This is a genomic window from Bacillus cereus group sp. MG1 (genome assembly GCF_040460035.1).
In the GTDB taxonomy this organism is placed as follows: Bacteria; Bacillota; Bacilli; order Bacillales; family Bacillaceae_G; genus Bacillus_A; species Bacillus_A cereus.
Genome location: NZ_JARVGY010000001.1, coordinates 1,373,714 through 1,395,984 on the forward strand (window position 1 = coordinate 1,373,714; position 22,271 = coordinate 1,395,984).

A 22,271-nucleotide genomic window follows, 5' to 3' on the forward strand; every position below is an offset into this window, starting at 1 on the left:
GGAATTTTCACATGTCAAACTACGCTAAAGAAGAAAGGCTAACAGGGGGAAACGTCTCAAGCGTATATCGTTCTGAAAATACTGTTCGGCGAGAGTTAAAGCCAGGCAGTGAAAAGATTCATAAGCTATTGCAATATTTAGAAAACAAAGGATTTCATTATGCTCCAAAGTTTTTAGGTGTAGATGAAAAGGATAGAGAGATTTTATCCTTTATTGAAGGAGAAGCTGGCAATTATCCTTTAAAAGAATATATGCGATCTAATGATGTATTAAAAGAAATAGCAAAGATGCTCCGCCTTTACCATGATGCTGTAAGTGATTTTCCGTTATTAGCTGATTGGAAACCGATGGATCATACTCCAAATAACATTGAGGTTTTATGTCACAATGATTTTACCATATATAACATTATTTTTAATAATAAGAAGCCAGTAGGGATTATTGATTTCGATGTTGCTGCTCCTGGTCCAAGACTATGGGATATCGCTTATACACTCTATACTTGTGTGCCTTTAAGTAGAGTGTATTATACTGAATCCGGTGAAGCCGTTCATTATGACTCATCGCAACATGCAGATCGTATTAAAGAGAGAGTGAATTTGTTCGTTCAGTCCTATGATAAAAATATGGATGAAGATTACTTAGGAATGGTGTTGCTTCGATTAGAAGGGTTATGTACATATATGAAACGAAAAGCTCAAGAAGGCGACTTGAATTTCCAAAGAATGATCGATGAAGGACATCTAGAGCATTATGAGAAAGATATGAAGTTTATTCGTGATCATAGGGCTGAGTGGAGTTGATTTAGTAATAAAGAAAAGTTAGTATCGTTTTTTGCCGACAACTCAATCTCTCTTTTCGAATCGTTTAGAAAATAACAAGGGGCACCTTTCAAAAAGGTGCCCCTTCCTTTTATTTCGTAAACTGTGCTTCTTCCGTAGATCCTTTTAACGCTGTCGTTGATGAAGTTCCGCCTGTAATCACTTGTGCCACTTCATCAAAGTAACCTGTTCCTACTTCGCGTTGATGACGTGTTGCAGAGTAGCCATGTTTTTCAGCTGCGAATTCTGCTTGTTGTAGTTCAGAGTATGCTGCCATGCCGCGCTCTTTATAGCCACGTGCTAGTTCAAACATACCGTAATTTAATGAATGGAATCCAGCAAGTGTTACGAATTGGAACTTGTAACCGTAAGATGCGATTTCCTTTTGGAAGCTTGCAATTGTTTTTTCATCTAGTTTTTGTTTCCAGTTAAATGAAGGTGAGCAGTTATATGCAAGTAGCTTCCCTGGATGCTCCTTATGAATTGCGTCCGCAAATCGTTTTGCATCTTCTAAATTCGGTTCTGACGTTTCACACCAAACGAGGTCTGCGTACGGTGCATACGCTAAACCGCGCGCAATTGCTTGATCAAGACCTGCATTTGTACGGTAAAATCCTTCTGGTGTTCTTTCTCCTGTAATAAATGCTTTATCAACAGGATCAATATCGCTCGTAATTAAATCAGCTGCATCCGCATCTGTTCTTGCAACGATAATTGTCGGCACTCCCATTACATCTGCTGCAAGGCGTGCAGAAATTAAATTGCGTACTGCTGTTTGCGTTGGTAGTAATACTTTTCCGCCTAAATGGCCACATTTTTTCTCTGAAGATAATTGATCTTCAAAATGCACACCTGATGCACCTGCTTCAATCATACCTTTCATCAGTTCGAATACATTTAATTGCCCACCAAATCCAGCTTCTGCATCTGCTACAATCGGTACGAAATAGTCTGTATCATCGCTTCCTTCCATATGCTGAATTTGATCCGCACGTTGAAGCGTTTGATTAATTCGTTTTACTACAGCAGGTACGCTGTTCGCTGGATATAAACTTTGGTCTGGATACATATGCCCAGAAAGGTTTGCATCAGCTGCTACTTGCCAACCACTTAAGTAAATCGCTTTTAACCCAGCTTTTACTTGTTGCATCGCTTGGTTTCCTGTTAATGCGCCAAGTGCGTTAATATAGTCTTCTGTATGAAGCGATGTCCAAAGCTTCTCAGCACCACGACGCGCTAACGTATGTTCAATATCAATTGACCCGCGCAGGCGAATTACATCTTCTGCCGAATATGGACGTGTGATCCCTTTCCAACGCTCATCTAATTCCCAGCTTTCTTGTAACTTCTCGATTCTTTCGTTTTTCATTTGTTCCATCCCCTTTTCATTTTTTATAAAATTTCATAACCCGGTAATGTTAAAAATGGTACGAATTCATCATTTCGAACGAGATTTGTAAACAACGTTGTCGCCTCTTGGAATCTCCCTTTCTTAAAGGCTTCCTTACCAATCTCTCTTTCTATTTTTGCTAATTCTTCTTCTTTTAATTCTTCCATTAATTCAAGCGTAATATTACGACCATCATTTAGTTTTCCACCTTCATGACGAATCCATTGCCATACTTGTGCTCTTGAAATTTCAGCTGTTGCCGCATCTTCCATTAAGTTATAAATGGGTGCTGCTCCCCGTCCGCTTAACCAAGATGCAATATATTGAATACCTACGCTAATATTCATGCGAAGGCCCTCTTCTGTAATCGTTCCCACCGGTACCTCTAGTAAATCGTTTTCTGTTACACATATTTCTTCACGTCTTCTAAAAATTTGATTTGGTGTTTTCATAATGTGATTAAACACTTCCATTGCAACCGGTACAAGTCCAGGGTGGGCAACCCAAGTCCCGTCATGACCGTCTAAAGCTTCGCGTTCCTTATCAGCACGCACTTTTTCAAAAGCTGCTTCATTTGCTTCTGGATTATTTTTAATCGGAATTTGTGCCGCCATTCCTCCAATTGCTGGTGCATTACGGCGGTGACATGTTTGAATTACTTTCAAAGAATACGAACGCATAAATGGCGCCGTCATCGTGACTTGTGCTCTATCTGGTAGTAAGAATTTATTATGATTACGGAAACTCTTTAAAAAGCTAAAAATATAATCCCATCTTCCGCAGTTTAAGCCAGCAGAATGATCTTTTAGCTCATACAAAATTTCATCCATTTCAAACGAAGCGTGAATCGTTTCCAGTAACACAGTTGCTTTAATCGTTCCATTTGGAATGCCGATATATTTTTGAGCAAATACGAATACATCATTCCATAATCTCGCTTCTAAATAACTTTCCATTTTCGGTAAGTAAAAGTATGGGCCGCTCCCTTTTGCTAAAAGAGCTTTCGCATTATGGAAAAAGTACAAGCCGAAGTCTACTAAGCTACCCGACATATTTTTCCCATCAACTTGCATATGCTTTTCCTCTAAATGCCATCCTCTTGGACGTACAATGAGTACAGCTGTTTTCTCATTTAATCTATATTCTTTCCCTTTATCATTTTCATGTGAAATCGTTCCCTTTACTGCATCTCGTAAATTGATTTGGCCTTCCACTGCATTTTCCCAAGTTGGTGAATTCGAATCTTCAAAATCCGCCATAAAAAGATGCGCTCCTGAATTTAAAGCGTTAATGACCATCTTTCTATCTACCGGTCCAGTAATCTCTACACGGCGATCCTCTAAGTCTTTTGGCAGCTTGGCAATTGTCCAATCCGCTTCACGTATGTGTTTTGTTTCTTCTAGAAACTTCGGAAACTCCCCTGCATCAATTCTCTTTTGTTTTTCTACACGTTTTTGTAAAAGTTCTATGCGGCGCTCATTAAAATTCTCATGTAGTTCCTTCAAAAAACTAAGCACCTCAGGTGTCAATATTTCGCTGTACGCTGGTAACATTTCTCCAACGAGTGTAACCCGTGAAGTTTGCGTCGACATATTAGCATCCCCTTCTTAAACTGTTTTATAACAGATTTGATTTCATGTTTTATATTATATAACAAATCTTCAGAAAAGGAAGTTTTTTTTGAAAATTCATTTCGTTTTTTTCAAAACGCCATTCTTTCGCGCTTTATTTCATACAAAAAAGGCCGCTGTTATACAACAACGACCTTTTTGTATTATTTTTGAATTTCACTTTGACTAGTTAAACTTTATTACTGCCCTTGTTCCATATCATGCAATATTGCTCTATGTAAAAACTGTGCGTATTGTTCTCTCGTTACCTTCATAGACGGACCGAATTTACCTTCTCCGATTCCCATTGTAATACCATTTGTTTGTACTGCACTAATTGCATTCGTTGCCCATGAATTTGCTGAAACATCATTAAAGTTATGAGATCGCTTTGCCTGTAGGTCAAAAGCATTCGTAAGAACTTGTGCCATTTCCGCACGCGTTAACGTCGCCTTCGGTCTAAAGTTTCCATTCTCGTCTCCCTGGAAAATTCCGATTTCCGTTAGAGCCAATATCTCCTCGATAAAGCTTGTTGAATTTTCATCGATATCTCCATATGGGTTTTCATATTCATCTTGTTCTTCCATATCAAACACACGGTAAATTAAAGCTGCAACTTGCTCACGTGTTACATTATCCCCAAAACCGAATATTCCATCGCCATATCCCAAAATTATTTCTTGTTCCGCTAATTCATGAATTGCCTCATATGCCCAATGTCCTTTTGGTACATCTTTAAATACAATTGTATTTGCTTTTTGCAACGGTGCACTTTCCGCTTTTACACTATTACTCTCTGCTGAGAATAACACCCCACCCATAATTGTTAATGCTGTAGCTGTTTTTAATAATTTTTTGCTCATCAAATTATCTCCCCAATATGTATATGTTTTTTTAAAAATATACAGAATAAATGGTATAGTGACAATATATTTTCCGACACATTTCGTGACGGTTTTGTGAATCATATTACACATCATGTCTTTTTCATCGGGTTGATTATAAAGCTTGTTTATAATCATAAAAATACATAAATACGAATAATAATTCTTTTTTAAACAAACAAAAAAGCACAAATTTTTCTATTTGTGCTTTCATATTTCACTCTACTTCCAATCCTCTTTCAAATGATAATTAATAATCGCATTATTAATAAACTGAGCATATTGTTCTCTAGGTACAGGGCGATTTAATTCATACATGCCATTCCCAGTTCCTCTCACAACATTATTAGATTGTAACGCACTAATTGCATCTTCTGCCCAGTGACCTTTTGGAATATCTTTAAATGTATGTTTTTGTTTCGTTTCAAAATTAAATGCTCGTTTTAAAATGACAGCCATTTCCGCTCTAGAGATTGGTGCTTTCGGCCTAAAATCCCCTTGGCCATCCCCTGTAAAAACACCACGTTTTGTTAACGCTAAAATTTCCTTTTTAAAAGTGGTTGTACTATCAGAAACATCTTTATATGGATTCGCTACTGGCCCTTCTTCTTTTATCTCAAGTGTTCTGTAAATAGTCCCAGCTACTTGCTCACGTGTTATAAGATCGCCAACACCATACTTCCCGTTTCCATACCCTAATATAATTTTATGATACGCTAAATCCATAATAGCATCATATGCCCAAAATCCGTATGGAACATCTTCAAACACAATCATTTGTGGATACTCTTCCGCTTTTACAGGTGTCACATTCGCCCCTGCAAATATACCTCCTGCCATTGTCGCAATCATCATTACACCCAATATTTTTTTCTTCATTATCCTCTCTCCCTATTTCATTCAAATAAAATGAACTTCATTGTTTCAGGAGTACTATTTTTTTTGTGAATGTAAGATAAAATGCAAATCTTCTAGAAGAAATATTCCCACTACCTTTCTGCTTTATACCCCCTTCTTTCTTTTTCAAAAAGGAAGTTGTCACATCTAAGGTGTTATATACTAAAACATTCTACAATCTCTTTATAAACTCCTTTTCACTTTATAACTTCCCTTTATTGGCACCTAAAGGAGATGCCTAATGGAGATTACTATATTCATGGTTTATATTTCAGAGGTAGCATCCCCCTTCACTGATAACTCGCTTTCGCTGAATTTTGAGGTGGGGGTCTTACTGCCCAGCAAATAACGGGATAAAAAAATCATCCTTTTTTCTTAAAAGAGGATGATTTTTTTATATTTATTAACACTCAAATATGCTACTACTTTTGAAGAGTAAATTGGGCAACTATTTGTTTTAATTTTCCTGCTGCGTTATGCATATGTTCAATTGAAACCGAAATCTCTTGAACAGATTTTTCTTGCTGTTGAATAGACTCTTTTACCCTATCAGTTCGGTCAGATGATCTTTGGGAAATTTGAGCCATGTCTTCTGCAGAAGCCGAGATTTCCTCACTACTCGCTGCAATTTCATCTGTAGACATAGATACCGTTTGAATTTGCTCAGATACTTGCTGTACTTTTTCTGTAATTGTTCCAAATACTTTTTCTGTATGCATTACTACTTGTGTACCTGCCTGTACCTCATTATCTACTTTCCCCATCATATGTACCGTATGGTTCGTTGTTCCCATAACTTGAGTAATAAGATTCTCAATTTGTTTTGCAGAATCACTAGATTGTTCTGCTAATTTCCGCACTTCATCTGCCACAATTGCAAATCCTCTACCACTTTCACCAGCACGTGCAGCCTCAATTGCGGCGTTTAATGCTAATAAGTTAATCTGGGAGGTAATACCTTGCATAACATCAATGATTTTAACAATTTCTTCTGATTGTTCTTTCATAGTCTCTACTTGTTTCACACCGCTATGTACCGAATTTTGGATTGTATCCATCTGTTGAATCATTTGTTTCATTAATTTGTTACCACTCTCTGCATCTAATGCTGATTGAGCAGATAATTCATTTACAGAGGATGATGTATTGACTATACTCTGCATTCCTTGCGTCAACTCTTCCATCGCACCCGCAGTTTGTTCCATTGCTTGCATTTGACTCTCTGCACCATTTGCAACTTCTTCAATATCCATAGTGATTTTCTTCGCTGCACTACTAGATACTTCTGATGCAGATACTACTCCGTCTGCATGTTGGAATAAAAGCTGAATATTATTCTCTACTTCTTGCATATTTGTTCTTAGCCCTGCAATCATCTCGTTAAAATTACTTACTAATATACCTAATTCATCCTTAGCAGTATACTCACCATGTACGGTTAAATCTCCTTCTTTCGCTCTTTCCATCATACGACTAACCGTTTGTAAAGGAGCAACTATGAGCTTGCTAATAATATAACTTACTATACATATAACGATTGTAGTAACTACTACAAGAATGATAAAGGTAATAACGGAACGATCAATCATTTTTTGAGAATCTTTAAATACTTGGTCAGCTAAATTTGAAACATACGATTCTAGATCCACTGCATAACCAGCTAACTCTATTCCCTTCGGTTTTAATTCCTTCTGAAATTCATTTACCATTTGTGGCTCATTTGTTGCCTTCGCCTTTTCAAATAATTTTTTATATGTATCTTTATAACTTGGCAAAGATTTCTTCATCTTCTGAAATAGTTCATCCTCTTGCTTACTTAAATTAAAACCATCATCATATTCTTTTAATAAAGAATCATATTTTTTAAGATCCTTTTCAATATTATCAATTATCCCCTCTTTATTTGCCACTTCATTTTGTGATGCCGTAATTAATTCTAGTAAGTTATATTCTAATGAATTTTGTGTACGAAGCATTCCTTCTAATAAAATTGCAGAATATTGATAATCATCTACTACAACCTCTGTATCGTGCTTAATCTTATTAATAGAATTAATTGCTACACTGCTCATAATTACCATACCTAAAACTGCTAATGAAATAAGCGCTAATAATTTATATTTCACTTTTAAATTTTGTAAAAAATACATTTTTCCACCTTTATTCCTTTATATATAGATTTTTAGAATTTTATAGCTTATTATTTACAAAATCGTAATAAAAAGCAATGATAAATATTCCCAATATGAAACTTATATCTCTATAAAAAAAGAAGTAGCTATCATGCTACTCCTTTTTGCTTTGTTTCTCATATTGTTCAAACGTATGAATTCTTTCAAAAATTGGTGGGTGCGTGTATAAGAAAAATTTTACTAACGCAGGCGGATTTACTTGGCTTAAACTTGTTTTTGATAAATATTGAAAAGTTTTCACACCAGATTTCCCATCCTTCGTCATATTTAAAGCATATTGATCTGCCGCTCTTTCTTCTATACGTGAAACGTAGTTTGTTGCTGGTTGTGCTGCAAAAGAGAGGACAGAAGAAATTAAGAAAAATAAAGGTAAAATGGAGAAACATGCTACTTTTGAAATTTGCAATGTATCTCCCCATTTGCGAATACACATATTTATAATACGACTAATTAAAAACATACCTATAAACGATAGCAATACATAACTTGCAACGCCAAAATATATATGTTTCATAACATAATGCCCCATTTCATGGGCCATTATAAATAAAATCTCTTTATCTTTTAACTGCTTAAGTGTTGTATCCCACATTACAATACGGGCGTTAGGGCCAATTCCTGTTACGTAAGCATTTAATGCATTCGTTTTTTCTGACATATTTACTTCATATACGTGTTTAGCAGGAATGTCCGCTTTGTCTGCTATCGCTAAAATTTTCGTTTCTAATTCTTTATTTTTCAGCGTCGAGAAGTCGTTATACAGTGGATCAATAACGACAGGCTGTATGAATGTTAAAAAGATTGTAAATGGAACAGAGAGCGCCCATCCTGCGAGCCACCATCTCTTCGGAAATTTACGGATAAGCCATAATAGAACGGTAACTACGATTAACATAGTCGCATAACTTTCCCAAAAACCGATAACATGATCTTTTATCCAGCTTTGTGTACTTTGTGTTGAAATGCCGTAATCAACGGACACTTTCCGGCCAATCCATTGCATCGGTAAGGCAAGCACTGTTGTCAATAATGATAAATAAAAGAAATAAATCGCAACTTGCAAAACACTTATTTTAGTCGTTTCCTTCGACCATTTCTCAAACTTTCTTGAAATACCTAGCACAAGTACAAATAATAAAATAATCCATTCAAGAGGCGTCGCTAAAAAGTATAGTAAATTTTTCACGCGCGAATAATCTTGGCTTAGCGTAAGCTCTCTCGTACTCATAAACGTTTCTGGATCTGCACTCGTTCCCTTATACATGTCCGGAATAAGTTCATGATTCCATCCAAATAAATACCAATATATAAGTAACGCAAATCCAACGTACAAAAAAAGCGACCAACCGATAACCTTCTTCACGCTATTCCCTCCTCTATGCTGCCTGTCTATTATTATTGTAAGTTCGTACACGCTAAATTAGAACAAGCTTATTATGTGAATTGCTCTGGATCTTTTTATTTACATAAAAAAACTCTTCTACATAAGAAGAGTTTTACCTATCTTTAAACACTTTCTTCGGTTCACAATCCGTACACTTACAAACCAACACGTACCCTACTTGCTTTTTAGATAAAATAAAAAGCCTCTTTAAGGAAGTACATCTATTAATAAACTAAAATCTTGTAAAGAGAAAGAACTATATTTCATAATACCCTGTACAGCTAAAAGTAAAACCAGACCGATCACACACATATAGTTAACGCTTTCTTCATTCTTTTTTTCAGTAACCACTCCACCACTTATACATAAAATCCCTAGCAAATGGAGCGCTAAATACATGAAAAAATAAGCTTCCTCCCAGCGCAAAATAACATTCACTGTCGTTATTAACACTAGACTAAGTAAAATCAAATAAAAAAACTTATTTGATGATATCGTTTCATTCATATAATTTTATACATCCCTTTCAAATTTCGAATTAATGATGTTTCAAAGCTATAAAGTAAATGATTGTTTTTATACCATAAAACAAAAGGAAAGCCACCATTACTTTCTCGAATACTTTATGAATCCACATATACTTCTCTTCATTCTTTTTGAAGATGCGCTTCATCATTTCTTCTACAATTAGACCAAATGTTAGTAAAACCCCGAACACAATAAGAAGAGAAATAATATTTTCTTTTAAATGAGTACTAGAAAATACGTAATACTCTGGAAACACAATCGTATCTACTACAGGTTGAAGCCAATGACAAACACTTCTATCACACATATCTGTAATAGACGTAGAATCTATAATGTCTTTTAATATTTTTTCAACCGTCTTCTTCATCTTATTTACTCCCGACTACATCTGAAAAGCTCTTTTCCTGCTCTGCATATATAACCGGCACTTCTTTACTCCAATATTTGCGATTAACAAATAAAAAGATAAGTACTAAGTTTAATCCTGTTATAAAAATAATAAGTCCAGGAAAGAATGTCGTATAATTTGAGAAATCGGCAAAACTAATAATTTTTTCTCTACTTATTAGAAAAGACGCACCTATTACAAATGCATTGTTTAACATATGTATTGCAATTGGCATGAGTAAACTTTTCGTACGAATATATACGATTGACAATACGATGCTGAATATGGCTGCACCGAGGAAATCAACATGTAACAACGCAAACAATATTGCTACAACGATGGTCGCTATGCTCGTTCCCCATTTTGTTGCAAAACGTTGAAGTAAAAATCCGCGAAAAACAATTTCCCCGATAATTGGTGCGATGAATACGACCCTAATGACTTGAGATACATATCCCCCAGTACTATCTACAATTGGTTCATGCAGGGCGTTCATAATAAAGTCCGGTGTAATCCATGCAAAACTATACATATACAAAATAAGATACCCGTAACTAAACATGCATAACATAACCGTAATGTATAAAACTTGTACCAAGTTAAATGTTTCATTTTTATTAACAAATAATGAAAATGAAATGTGGTGCTTTCTATACTCATAAGAAATCCATACCATCGGAAGGATATAGAATATAAGGATATTTATAAAAGAAGAATTTTGTATATGAAATATACTTGTTAGCAAATCGCCACTACTTCTCGCTATTAAAATTAATAGTGCAAATACAATTAAAAAATATCTAGCTCGCATCACTTGAAACGGGTTCACACTCATCTCCTCCCCTATGTTACTTTTATCATATCATTTGATTCTTAATTTTTTGCGAAAGAAAACCTTAAAATTTCCTTAAAAATTCCATAAGTTACAAAATGATGATATGATATTCGAGAAAATTAGGAGGGATATTTATGTACCAAGCAAATATTTTACTCGTTGATGATGAAACAGCAATTTTACAATTACTAACTACCATTCTTGAAAAAGAAGGCTTTTCTCATATTACAACTGCAACATCAGCTGAAATAGCTTTATCTCTAACTAAGCAAAACAATTACGATTTAATTATTTTAGATGTAATGCTTCCTGGACAATCTGGTTTTGATATTTGTCCAATCATTCGCCAACAAACAGATTGTCCAATTTTCTTCCTATCAGCAAAAGCATCTGATTTAGATAAAATATCCGGATTTTCATACGGTGCAGATGATTATATTACGAAACCATTTAATCCATTAGAAGTAGTAGCACGTATGAAAGCACAGCTTCGGAGACATATGAAACAAACCGTACCACACGAACAAAAACCACACTCAATTTCATTTGGAAGATTTGAAATTGATCAGCACTCTGCAGAACTAACAGTAGATGGGCACATTGTCGAATGTTCTGCTCAACTCTTTCAACTACTACTCTTCTTTTGCGAGAATCCGAACTACGTATTTTCGAAAGAGGAAATATATGAAAAAGTTTGGGGAGCACCTGCCTATAATGGCGATGACAACACTGTTATGGTCCACATTCGAAAACTACGTGAAAAAATTGAACACGATCCAAGTAAACCAGAATATATAAAAACCGTTCGCGGGCTTGGTTATAAGTTCGTTACAAAGTAGGGTGACGATATGAATTTTAATAAACGACTTATTATTCAATTTATCATGCAACACGTTTTTGTTTTAGTTACATTACTTATCGCTGTAGTTGCTGCTTTTACTTATTTAATTTTTCTTCTTACTAGTACTTTATACGAACCTAACATTCCGGATTCTGATAGTTTTACAATTTCAAGATACATCTCTTCAGAAGATGGGCATATTTCGTTACAATCTGAAGTGCAAGATTTAATAAAGGAGAAAAATGATTGGCTCCAAGTTGTAGATGAAAACGGAAAAATCCTCTACCACTTTAATACACCAAATGATGTTCCGGATGCTTATACGAAGACATCTTTAGTCGCATATATACAGCATCATATCGAAAGCAATTATAAATTTACATATTGGGAAATTGAATTAGAAGAAAAGAAAGCACTTGTTATTTATGGTGGTATGTTAAAAAGCAATGCGTTACTGACAGCAATTCAAAAGGATCACTCCTCTTTAACGATGGATTCGTTCACATTAACAGATCAAGAAAAACAGTTACTGTCTAAAGAAAAAGCAGCACTTCAAATATTTAATCAAAATGGCGAAGAGGTTTTTTCCTATCCAACTGGAAAGAAAAAAACATTTTCAGCAATACAAATCGCCCTTAATGAAAAAGAGCCGTGGAATCATAAAGAAAATACGTCTAGCTTTTACGATGCAAATAGTGGCAACCTTCTCGTTGTGACTGCGAAAAATGATCACTACTATCCAGATGACGAAATTGAAGATGTATTTACTAAGAAGTTTCTCATCGGATGCGGATTAATCCTTCTTATCGTATTTGTTTATTTAGTCATTCTTTCTATTTGGTACGGTAATAAATTCGGGAAACCGTTATTACATGCGATGCGCTGGCTTAAAAATATCGCTGGCGGAAAGTATGAAGAACCTATTAGTAAAAAAGGAAAACCTGTCAGGTTCCGGCGATCTGGTAAAGAAAAATGGTCATTCCGTTTGTTTAGAGATGTAACAAGTTCACTAGAACACCTTTCTATTACACTCAAAAAAAATGATGCGATGAGGCAAGTCCTCCAGCAAACACGAGAAGAATGGATTACCGGTCTAACACACGACTTAAAAACACCACTTAGCTCTATATATGGCTACGCATTATTACTCGAATCGGATCAATATAACTGGACTGATCGTGATATTCAGCAATTTGGTAGTGTTATGAAAGAGAAATCTCAATATATGACGACATTAATTGATGATTTAAGCTTAACGTATCAATTAAAAAATAACAGCCTTCCTGCCCAACACGTAAACATTGAAATCAATCAGTTCGTTCAAAAAGTATTATTGCAGTTTATTAACAATCCAACACTACAAAATCAAAATATTGAATTCGTACCGAGCTCAAATAAAATTCAATATTTCATTGAAGAAAAATGGTTTCAGCGTATTATCGAAAACTTACTCGTAAACGCGGTAAAACATAATAATGAAACGACTAATGTCATCGTAAAACTATCACAAAACGCTAATTCCTTTACACTCTCCATTTCAGATGACGGAAAAGGAATGGATGAAAAAACGAAAGAACTTCTATTTGAACGATATTACCGCGGAACAAACACAGAAGAAAGCAACATCGGAACTGGACTTGGCCTAGCCATTACAAAACAGCTCGTTCATGCTCATAACGGAACAATTTCCGTTGATAGTGCACTCGGAAAAGGAACGACGATTATCCTTGTATTTCCGTTTCGTTCGTAAGAAAGATGCTATGTGGCGTCTTTTTTTCTTTTCTGGGAGAGTTTTGCGGTAATTGAAATTATGCAGATCGTTTTTTTTGAGGTGTTTTAGCGGTATATGAAATTATATCGGCGATTTTTTGAATATATCGGCGCAACTCGAATTATATCAGCGATTTTTTGAATATATCAGCGCAACTCGAATTATATCGGCGATTTTCTAGATATATCGACTTACCGACAAAAACCGACAATACTAACCTACTTCCCTACTATACAAAGTAAAAATAACCCTTCATAACTCACTATGAAAGGTCACTCCATATTTCAGCTATTTCCCTACTAACACAAACACATTCTCATCAGGTGCTTCCATTACTGCAACATGTCCTGATTCTGTTGGAAATGGTTCGCGAATCCACTTTACATCTTTATTATCTTTTAAACTCTCATACGTTTGTTGTACATCTTCTACTAATACTTCGACTTCCGTAAAATTAATATCCGGATGATTGCTTATTACTAACTCCGAACTTTTCTCATCTGGAAATTTCAATCCTATTAACGTCCAAATAGCTCCTTCTTCTAGTTCTCTTTCTATCATCCAGTTTTGCTTCATTCCCATTTCTTTATAGAAAGAAACTGATCTTTCTATATCTTTCGTATGTATAGATACACATTCTAGTTTTTTGAACATTTTCCCATTTCTCCTTTTATGAAAAAGCGAACCATCTCCCAATGATTCGCTCTTACCTTATTATTTTTTCTTCACCGGTATCCAAAGCTCTACTTGTGCAAACTCACTCTTATCTTCGTGGCAACGCTCATCGTACAGTTCAAACTCTGTAACTCCGCAATGTTCATACCCTGAATGCGGAAACCATTCTGAGAATACTGCATTCCAAGTTTGGTGAATAGACGATACCATTTCTTTATGAGGAACTTTCGGCGTTGTAAATACTGCATATGTTGCTGCAGGGAAAGTACGCTTTGCAATTTCATTTGGTACATTTTCAAAGTCTGTAACTTCCATTCCAATAATATAAGTGAAGTCCCCTGTTTCTAAATTAAAATCAGTACATAATCCAAGCTCTACCCATTGGCTCGTATCTTTACGATTCGGAATCGTTGTTCCAAGATCTTTTTGTAAATATTCTTGCCAAAATGCTGGGATGTCTTGATGGTTCTTCCCCTCTTTACTTGTCGTCTTCAGTTCATAACCTGCCATTAAAAATTCTGGTTTATTTACAATACGATATTCCATTTGTATGCCTCCTAAATACGGATTTAATTTTCTTTGCTTTACATTCACTCTGTAATACATCGGTGTTTCGATTTCTTGTTTTCGATATTCACTCGGTGTCATTTGAAATAATTTTTTAAAGGCTCTCGTGAACGTTTCGTGAGATTGAAAGCCATGCTCAAATGCGATATCAATAACTTTTTCATCCGTATGAGAAAGTTGATAAGCTGCCCGGGCTAACCTCCTCTTTCGAACATACTCCATTACTGTATCACCTACTAACGCCTGAAATACACGATGAAAATGCGACTCAGAAAAACCTGCAACCCGCGCTAAATTACGCAGCGTTTGTTTTTCCATTACATCTTCCTCAATATAATCAATTGACCTTTGAATTTGTGTTTCATAGCTTTCCATCTCTGTTCACCCGCCTTATATGTATTATGATAAAAGAGAATCCTATCCAATTCTTGACGTTTTTTACTATAATTCCATAAAAAATTGTAACTTTTTTATATGTATTTCGTTGTTATGTATGAAGGGAGGGAAATGTAGTGAAACGCAAACAATCATTAGAAGACATTTACTCCGAGCATATGCAAGATTTATTTCGCTATCTTCTCTCCCTAACCGGAGATTCCCACTATGCAGAAGATCTCATGCAAGAAACCTTTTACCGAATGCTCGTCCATATTGACTATTATAAAGGAGAAGAAATTAGGCCGTGGTTATTTACAATTGCCTACAATGCCTTTATCGATTGGTATCGTAAAGAAAAGAAATATAAAACAACAGAAGTTGCAGAATTCCATTTACCAAACGTTCCAAGTACAGAACATGAATATTTCGTAAAACATGAGATTGCTAGTTGGTTAGACAGTTTATCTTCTCTTCCGCTCGAAAGACGAAATGCCCTGCTACTACGAGATTACTATGGATTCTCCTATAAGGAAATAGCAGAAATGACTGGTCTCTCATTAGCGAAAGTGAAAATTGAATTACACAGGGGACGAAAAGAAATAAAAACCATAAAGGAGTGATACAGATGGGCTGTGCAGAATTTAAAAAACTATGGAAGAAGTATGAAAATGGAACGCTCACGCATGATGAACAAGAACTGTTAGAAAGTCATATTGAGTCATGTGAAGCTTGTGAAGCTTACTTAGATGAGCTGTTAACAAAAACAGAACCAATTAAGAAAAAGTTACCTCCAAAAGATCTTAAAATTCCTTTTTGGAGAATTAAGTGGAAACATCGTTTACAAACGTTTGGTTTTATATTATCAATTTGCATCGTTATCTATATAATCGGCGGGGTATTATCAGCCTTTTATTTTCAAGCTAATAATGATAAAAGGCTAAAAGAAATTAGAGAGGTTCCTTCTCTGGCACTTGAAGCAACTATTCCAAATAGCCGCGTTATGGGAGGCGGAACAAGTGTAGAAGCTTTTTTCCGTACGAATAGCCAATTTGATTTAGTAAGAACCATCGGTAAAAAAGAAATGCCCCTCGGTACAATAGAAACAAAAAGCTTCTTATCATCTGTAGATATCACGAAGCAAACTTGGATGAATCCGTTCTATCAACCAAAACTCTTCTTTGTTCATCCCAAAACAGAGCAGGGTGATTATTTAAAGGATTCATCAAAAAAAGTATGGGATACACTTGCAAAAGTACATGATGGAACCGTTGCAGAAGTAGCAATTTCTTTTGATAAAGCTTACACTTTAAAAGAATTAGAACCGCTTTTATATAGCATATTCGAGGCACAAAAACTCCCTCCAACTCCTGTATGGTACGCTTTAGATACAGGACAAGAAAGAAAAAATGTAGATGACTATATCCTACATGGCGGAGAAGCTATAGGATTTCCAGAATATGTAAGATTCCTCGATAATGAAACTGACGGGCAGAAAACGCAAGAAGACAAAGTAACCGAAATGATGCGCGTCCTTTCTATCCATAAAAAAACAGTAAGCAAAATAGCAGCGCTTTCTGAGAAAGAACTAAACTTAGATAAACGTTATCAATATGTAAAGGATAACGGTGTAAAAGTATACGGAATTGTTATTACTGGCCCATCGAAAGAGTTATTAAAATTACAAAACTCCCCGCACGTACGTTATGCGACTCTTGGAGATATTGAGATTTGGAATTGGTTTGATTATTAATAAAAAAGAAGTAGCGCTCTAAAAACGATGCACTACTTCTTTTTTAATTCGAAATCACTTTCACATACATCCCTCTCACCGCTTTTTCATAAGCAATATCACTCATCTGTCTTATGTTTTCTGACACAACAGACGACTGAACGATTTTCCCTTCACGAAGTAACGGCGGATCAATAAGACGCACTTTATTTTTCTGATGTAAATCATAATCGTTTCTATCTTCTTTTACCTTTACATTTCGATGAACTTTGCTTAATAAAGCTTCTACTTCGGGGTCATTACATTGCTGCAATTTCGAAATAAGCTCCTCATCTTCAAGAAGAAAATCATCTGCATGAATAATCCTTTTATGAAGAGCTACCTTTAACGTTTTCGCTAACATATCATTTCCGTAAATATTCATTGGTTCCATAAAGAAATCGATTACTTCCTTGTAATACGTTTCTGTAAACCATTCTGCCATTTCGACACTTTGAACAACCATTTTCCCATCTACAGCGATGACATCTTCTAAAAAACTGTGAACTTCTTCTAAAGAAACATACCCATATGTATACATATCTCGTAATGTATAATCCACTCTGTCTGCGCATAATTCTGGTGCTGACCTTTCGAGTAACGTCCATTTCGAATCATCTAACAAAATATCTTCATAGTTATAACCATACTTCGCAAGAATCGCTGGAATTTCTGAGTTTTTCACAACAGAACTAAATATCTCTTCATGATAACTTTCATCTTCATTATGAAAAACGTAATCAATCACGTGGGAAAAAGCAGTATGCGATACGTCATGCAGTAAACTAGCGATCTGTTCTTCTACTGAACCACCTAGTTTTTTCACTAACAACATAACACCAACTGAATGATCAAAGCGCGTTACATTCCATTTCTCGTTCATTAAGTAACTTGCGCCTGCTTGATGAATTCCCTTTAGTCTTTGCATAGATTTACTTGAAATTAATTCTTCTACTACTTGATCCACTTCAAATTCTCCGTATAGTACATCTAATATGATCACTTACAATCCCCCTTTATTTTGATCGAGTCTTATAATCTTATCTCTTTTATGAAATTAGCACCAACATAAATATTTATTGTTATTTGTTTTTATTAAAAAAAATAGAGAGCCATCAGCTCTCTATTTCATAACCCCTATTCAAATGTAACTTCTACCTGCACAATCTCCGACCTACTACCAAGTCTAAGCGGTGGTCCCCAAAACCCAAATCCAGAAGAAACAATTGCGTGGAACGCGCCTTTTTGTGCGTATCCCCAGTCTAGCTCGTACATTCTTCTCGTTACAATATGATTGGGCGCCATTTGTCCGCGGTGCGTATGACCGGATAATAATAAATCTACACCTGCCGCTGCTGCTTGTTTCAACTCAAATGGCTGGTGATCCATTGCGATAACAGGCATCGATTTATCTACCGTACTCATTAATTGTTCAAAGCTTTGACGATCTCGCTCTGTTTTATCTCTTCTTCCAACGAGATAAAAGTCATCTTCAATTGTAATTACTTCATCTAAAAGAATACGAATATCAATCTTATCCATCTCTTGTAAAAACTCTGGAACCGCTCTACCGTAGTATTCATGGTTCCCTAAAACACCATATACGCCTAATGGTGCTTTCATTTGTTTCATGATTGGTCCCATATTCTTTTGAATGAACACACCTGGATGATCATCGATAATATCACCTGGCAGTAAAATAATATCAGGTTCCATCTCATTTACATGACGAACAAGTCTTTTTAAATGCGAAACGCCAGACAGTTTACCGAAATGCATATCAGAAGCCATCGCAATGCGTAAACTTTTACGCCCCTCTACCTTTTTCGGTATGTGCACCTCGTACTTTCTTACTACCGGACTATACGCATTAAATACTCCATACGCAAAGATAAAGATAAATGCAGCTATCACAGCCGCCCCTGTCCAAATAATTGCCGCTTCTTTCTCTACTGAAAACTGTAAAAGAAAGACCATAATATTAGCTAATGGCAACAACATAAGCGCATATTGTATAACTGCAAACCAAATCGAACCTATCGTTCGCAGAAATGGCAAAAACTTAAACACTTGCACGAGAATGTACGCATATGAAATAAATGCAACTATGAAAGCATAATATCCCCAAGATTCCCAGCCAAATACCGCATGAAGCCAAACCCATCCGTTCCAGCCAATGTAAAACATAAGTAGTGTGTATATAATTAACATGGTAAATATATTGAGATAACGAAGATTCTTCACAGCCAGCCTCCTTATTGATTTCTTTTATTATAACTTGTTATGCACTTATAACGTAAATATTAAGCACTTCGCTCATCATAGTAAAAACCTATAGTTGTTAGACTTGTATCTAACAACTATAGGCACCATTTATATCAACATTGTTTTTACAAATGCTCTTTATAAAAACTTGTTAATTTTTCAACTGCAATTTTTACTGGTTCTGGTTGGTCGTATAAATCGTAATGACTCGCACCTTCCACAACAAGTAAATCTTTTTTCTCTGAAGCTGCTTTCTCATAAAGCTCATGACCATCTTTATAAGAACCAAATGCACCTTGCTTACTGCCGACAATAATTTGCAGCGGCTGCGTTAATAACGTATCTGCTAAATGGAACGCATCAAAACCAATTACCGATCCCATGCTCGTAAAGTTTAGCTTATTTGGAGAGTTAACACTTTGCCCTCGTGGCGTTGTGTAATACTCAACTGCTTCTACAATATCTATATCGGTCATACCCGCTGCTACTAACTCTTCCTGATTTTTAGGAATCCAATTTGTAATCAGTTCCTCTGCTCCGCGTGCTTCAGCAGTACGTTGTTTACCAATCGCCTCTAACACCCCAATTGGATCAGCTTCACGATTTAATCGGCCAATATTTGCACCAACAACTGTGCCAACTGCTTTAATGCGGCGCTCTGTCATTGCGGCATTTACCGCATAACCACCGCCCGCACAAACGCCTAACACACCGATACGTTCTTCATCTATATAAGAAAGAGTAGTCAAATAATCTACCGCTGAGCGAATATCTTCAACGCGCGCAGCTGGTTCTTCCATATATCTCGGTGCACCTTCACTTTCACCTTGATACGATGCATCAAACGCAAGCGTTACATAGCCTTGTTCTGCTAACTTCTCTGCATATAATCCTGCCGTTTGATCTTTACAGCTACTACCTGGATGCACACAAACAATCGCTGCATTTTGTTTCTCTCCCTCAGCACCTACAGGAATATTTAAAATACCTGCAACTTGTAATCCTCTTGCATAAAAACGGACATTTCTTTTCGTAACTGCCATATATAAAACCACCCTTACTTCATTTTTAATTTACACTTGTGAGAGTTAATACTCACGTGTATATTTATAATAAAGCGAGCAACCACTTGTTTCAATGACCACATTTACGCATTTGGGTGATAATACACACGTAACGAAATATGTGTATCAATAACGGAGGAACACGATATGGAGAAAATCGATAGAAGAATTATAAAATCACAAAACGCCATTCAATCGGCATTTATAGAAATGTTAATTACAGATGGATTTGATGAAATTACAGTTAAAAACATTACCGAAAAAGCAAACATCGGAAGAAAAACGTTTTACTTACACTATCTAGATAAGTACAATTTATTAGATAAAATTGTGGACGATCATTTAGACCAATTAAAAGAAATATGCTACGAGAAGCAAAACAAAGAATTTATAGAAGGAACAATCATATGGTTTGAATACTTCAAAGAACACAAACCATTTTTTGCGGCACTATTTAGAAGTAACAGCACCTTATCATTTCAAAAAAAATTACTAACTTTCATCATGGGTGAAATAGAGAAAAAATTAAATACAGACACATCAGTAAATAAAAACATCGATAAACATATCGTCTTAAAATTTTTAGGAACAGCTGTAATGGGCATTTTAGAGTCTTACGTGTTGGATGAAATTGATAGTGATGTTGCGTTTGTTGCGACGCAAGTTGGAGAATTGATTAGGAGGAATATATAAAATGAAACTTTAATCAGTGGGGATTTATTCATCCCCTACCTAACTTCTTTGCTTTCGCTGCATTTTGAGGTGGGGGTCTTACTGCCCAGCAAATAGCGGGATAAAATAAAACCGCATCAATTTCCTTAATAAGGATTGATAAAATGCTATTATCGTTATCCTTCAAAACTCATCTATGCAATTATGCATAACCATCCATTCCGTTTTATTTTCATGTTACGATATAAATGTAATACGACATATATCGACAAAGATAAAAGGAAGTGATTGTATGAAACGTTCTAAAACATACTTAAAATATTTAGCATTATCCGCTGTTTTTGCTAGTAGTGCTATAACTCTTTCAACACCTGCTGCTTACGCTCAAACAACATCACAAGTTGTAACAGATATCGGGCAAAATGCAAAAACACATACGAGCTATAATACATTTAATAATGATCAAGCTGATAATATGACAATGTCTTTAAAGGTAACTTTTATCGATGACCCTAGCGCTGATAAACAGATTGCCGTTATTAATACAACTGGTAGTTTTCTAAAAGCAAATCCTACTATAAGTGATGCACCTATTGATAACTACCCAATCCCTGGCGCTAGTGCAACATTACGTTATCCTTCACAATATGATGTTGCATTTAACCTTCAAGATAACAGCGCTCGTTTCTTTAACGTAGCGCCTACAAATGCTGTAGAAGAAACGACTGTAACATCTAGCGTATCTTATCAACTTGGTGGCTCTGTTAAAGCTTCTGTAACGCCTAATGGCCCTAGCGGTGAAGCTGGTGCAACTGGTCAAGTCACTTGGTCTGACTCTGTAAGCTATAAACAAACTAGTTATAAAACAAATTTAATTGACCAAACAAACAAAAACGTAAAGTGGAACGTATTCTTTAACGGATATAACAATCAAAACTGGGGTATTTATACACGTGACTCCTATCATTCTTTATATGGAAACCAACTTTTCATGTACTCTCGCACATACCTATATGAATCTGATGCAAAAGGTAATTTAATACCGATGGATCAACTTCCAGCGCTAACAAATAGTGGTTTCTCTCCTGGTATGATTGCTGTTGTTATCTCTGAAAAAAATACAGATCAATCTAACTTACAGGTCGCTTATACAAAACACGCCGACGACTACCAACTTCGTCCAGGCTACACATTCGGAACTGCAAACTGGGTTGGAAACAACGTAAAAGACGTTGATCAAAAAACATTTAATAAATTGTTCACACTAGATTGGAAGAATAAGAAATTAGTAGAGAAAAAATAAAGTGAAAAAACGAAGGGACTATTTAGACTCTTCGTTTT

21 protein-coding genes and 1 pseudogene are annotated in these 22,271 nt (G+C 35.7%); 7 read left to right on the forward strand and 15 right to left on the reverse strand.

Going from position 1 to position 22,271, the window contains the following annotated elements; translation table 11 throughout:
* Nucleotides 1-11: 11 nt before the first annotated feature.
* The gene (locus tag QCI79_RS07085; RefSeq protein WP_000073798.1) at nucleotides 12-803 is read left to right on the forward strand and encodes a phosphotransferase; all 792 of its coding nucleotides are present in this window, start codon (nucleotides 12-14) and stop codon (nucleotides 801-803) included.
* A gap of 109 nt (nucleotides 804-912) precedes the next feature.
* On the opposite strand, the gene aceA is transcribed toward QCI79_RS07085, so the two are convergent.
* The 10 genes and pseudogenes from aceA to QCI79_RS07130 all read right to left on the reverse strand — a co-directional run bounded on the left by aceA (nucleotide 913) and on the right by QCI79_RS07130 (nucleotide 10,923).
* Nucleotides 913-2,190: an isocitrate lyase gene (aceA, locus tag QCI79_RS07090; RefSeq protein WP_000787346.1), complete on the reverse strand. Its 1,278-nt coding sequence runs from the start codon at nucleotides 2,188-2,190 to the stop codon at nucleotides 913-915.
* 23 nt (nucleotides 2,191-2,213) lie between these two features.
* Nucleotides 2,214-3,803: a malate synthase A gene (gene aceB, locus QCI79_RS07095; protein ID WP_000107349.1), complete on the reverse strand. Its 1,590-nt coding sequence runs from the start codon at nucleotides 3,801-3,803 to the stop codon at nucleotides 2,214-2,216.
* A 218-nt stretch (nucleotides 3,804-4,021) separates the two neighbouring features.
* Nucleotides 4,022-4,789: an S-layer homology domain-containing protein gene (locus QCI79_RS07100; protein WP_113623467.1), complete on the reverse strand. Its 768-nt coding sequence runs from the start codon at nucleotides 4,787-4,789 to the stop codon at nucleotides 4,022-4,024.
* 138 nt (nucleotides 4,790-4,927) lie between these two features.
* Entirely contained in the window at nucleotides 4,928-5,584 is a 657-nt protein-coding gene (locus tag QCI79_RS07105; RefSeq protein ID WP_000727094.1) for an S-layer homology domain-containing protein, read from the reverse strand.
* Nucleotides 5,585-6,024: 440 nt separating this feature from the next.
* Entirely contained in the window at nucleotides 6,025-6,978 is a 954-nt protein-coding gene (locus tag QCI79_RS34955; protein WP_409194079.1) for a methyl-accepting chemotaxis protein, read from the reverse strand.
* A pseudogene (locus QCI79_RS34960) lies at nucleotides 6,973-7,752 on the reverse strand (MCP four helix bundle domain-containing protein); the annotation flags it as partial. The gene QCI79_RS34955 and the pseudogene QCI79_RS34960, both read right to left, overlap by 6 nt.
* A gap of 136 nt (nucleotides 7,753-7,888) precedes the next feature.
* On the reverse strand, nucleotides 7,889-9,157 hold the full coding sequence (locus QCI79_RS07115) for a M48 family metallopeptidase (protein WP_000755729.1): 1,269 nt from the start codon (nucleotides 9,155-9,157) through the stop codon (nucleotides 7,889-7,891).
* A gap of 228 nt (nucleotides 9,158-9,385) precedes the next feature.
* The gene (locus QCI79_RS07120; protein WP_001006050.1) at nucleotides 9,386-9,685 is read right to left on the reverse strand and encodes a DUF2101 family protein; all 300 of its coding nucleotides are present in this window, start codon (nucleotides 9,683-9,685) and stop codon (nucleotides 9,386-9,388) included.
* Between the two features lie 31 nt (nucleotides 9,686-9,716).
* Complete coding sequence (locus QCI79_RS07125; protein ID WP_000754343.1) at nucleotides 9,717-10,073, reverse strand: hypothetical protein; 357 nt, start codon at nucleotides 10,071-10,073, stop codon at nucleotides 9,717-9,719.
* A gap of 1 nt (nucleotide 10,074) precedes the next feature.
* On the reverse strand, nucleotides 10,075-10,923 hold the full coding sequence (locus QCI79_RS07130) for a CPBP family intramembrane glutamic endopeptidase (RefSeq protein ID WP_001067989.1): 849 nt from the start codon (nucleotides 10,921-10,923) through the stop codon (nucleotides 10,075-10,077).
* A 140-nt stretch (nucleotides 10,924-11,063) separates the two neighbouring features.
* On the opposite strand from QCI79_RS07130, the gene QCI79_RS07135 reads away from it, so the two are divergent.
* Both QCI79_RS07135 and QCI79_RS07140 read left to right on the forward strand, forming a co-directional pair.
* The gene (locus QCI79_RS07135; protein ID WP_000283864.1) at nucleotides 11,064-11,768 is read left to right on the forward strand and encodes a response regulator transcription factor; all 705 of its coding nucleotides are present in this window, start codon (nucleotides 11,064-11,066) and stop codon (nucleotides 11,766-11,768) included.
* A 9-nt stretch (nucleotides 11,769-11,777) separates the two neighbouring features.
* Nucleotides 11,778-13,520, forward strand: a complete 1,743-nt coding sequence (locus QCI79_RS07140; RefSeq protein ID WP_001010437.1) for a sensor histidine kinase — start codon at nucleotides 11,778-11,780, stop codon at nucleotides 13,518-13,520.
* A 309-nt stretch (nucleotides 13,521-13,829) separates the two neighbouring features.
* Here the strand turns inward: QCI79_RS07140 and QCI79_RS07145 are convergent, their stop codons facing one another.
* Complete coding sequence (locus QCI79_RS07145; protein ID WP_000473643.1) at nucleotides 13,830-14,195, reverse strand: VOC family protein; 366 nt, start codon at nucleotides 14,193-14,195, stop codon at nucleotides 13,830-13,832.
* Nucleotides 14,196-14,255: 60 nt separating this feature from the next.
* Complete coding sequence (locus QCI79_RS07150; protein WP_000446853.1) at nucleotides 14,256-15,158, reverse strand: AraC family transcriptional regulator; 903 nt, start codon at nucleotides 15,156-15,158, stop codon at nucleotides 14,256-14,258.
* Nucleotides 15,159-15,295: 137 nt separating this feature from the next.
* Between QCI79_RS07150 and QCI79_RS07155 the strand changes: the two genes are divergently transcribed.
* Nucleotides 15,296-15,781: an RNA polymerase sigma factor gene (locus QCI79_RS07155; RefSeq protein ID WP_000823982.1), complete on the forward strand. Its 486-nt coding sequence runs from the start codon at nucleotides 15,296-15,298 to the stop codon at nucleotides 15,779-15,781.
* Between the two features lie 5 nt (nucleotides 15,782-15,786).
* Nucleotides 15,787-16,911, forward strand: coding sequence for an anti-sigma factor (locus QCI79_RS07160; RefSeq protein WP_000501652.1), 1,125 nt, complete (start codon nucleotides 15,787-15,789; stop codon nucleotides 16,909-16,911).
* Nucleotides 16,912-16,954: 43 nt separating this feature from the next.
* On the opposite strand, the gene QCI79_RS07165 is transcribed toward QCI79_RS07160, so the two are convergent.
* The 3 genes from QCI79_RS07165 to QCI79_RS07175 form a co-directional block, all read right to left on the reverse strand.
* Nucleotides 16,955-17,932, reverse strand: a complete 978-nt coding sequence (locus tag QCI79_RS07165; RefSeq protein WP_000584686.1) for an HD domain-containing protein — start codon at nucleotides 17,930-17,932, stop codon at nucleotides 16,955-16,957.
* A 134-nt stretch (nucleotides 17,933-18,066) separates the two neighbouring features.
* The gene (locus QCI79_RS07170) at nucleotides 18,067-19,173 is read right to left on the reverse strand and encodes a metallophosphoesterase (RefSeq protein WP_000793767.1); all 1,107 of its coding nucleotides are present in this window, start codon (nucleotides 19,171-19,173) and stop codon (nucleotides 18,067-18,069) included.
* A 146-nt stretch (nucleotides 19,174-19,319) separates the two neighbouring features.
* Nucleotides 19,320-20,237 (reverse strand): alpha/beta hydrolase, encoded by a 918-nt coding sequence (locus QCI79_RS07175; RefSeq protein WP_021727518.1) that lies wholly within the window; start codon nucleotides 20,235-20,237, stop codon nucleotides 19,320-19,322.
* A 168-nt stretch (nucleotides 20,238-20,405) separates the two neighbouring features.
* On the opposite strand from QCI79_RS07175, the gene QCI79_RS07180 reads away from it, so the two are divergent.
* A complete protein-coding gene (locus tag QCI79_RS07180; protein ID WP_000410998.1) occupies nucleotides 20,406-20,951 on the forward strand; it encodes a TetR/AcrR family transcriptional regulator in 546 nt (181 codons plus the stop codon).
* A 271-nt stretch (nucleotides 20,952-21,222) separates the two neighbouring features.
* Nucleotides 21,223-22,233, forward strand: a complete 1,011-nt coding sequence (gene cytK2 / locus QCI79_RS07185; protein WP_000830636.1) for a beta-channel forming cytolysin CytK2 — start codon at nucleotides 21,223-21,225, stop codon at nucleotides 22,231-22,233.
* The last annotated feature ends 38 nt before the right edge of the window (nucleotides 22,234-22,271 follow it).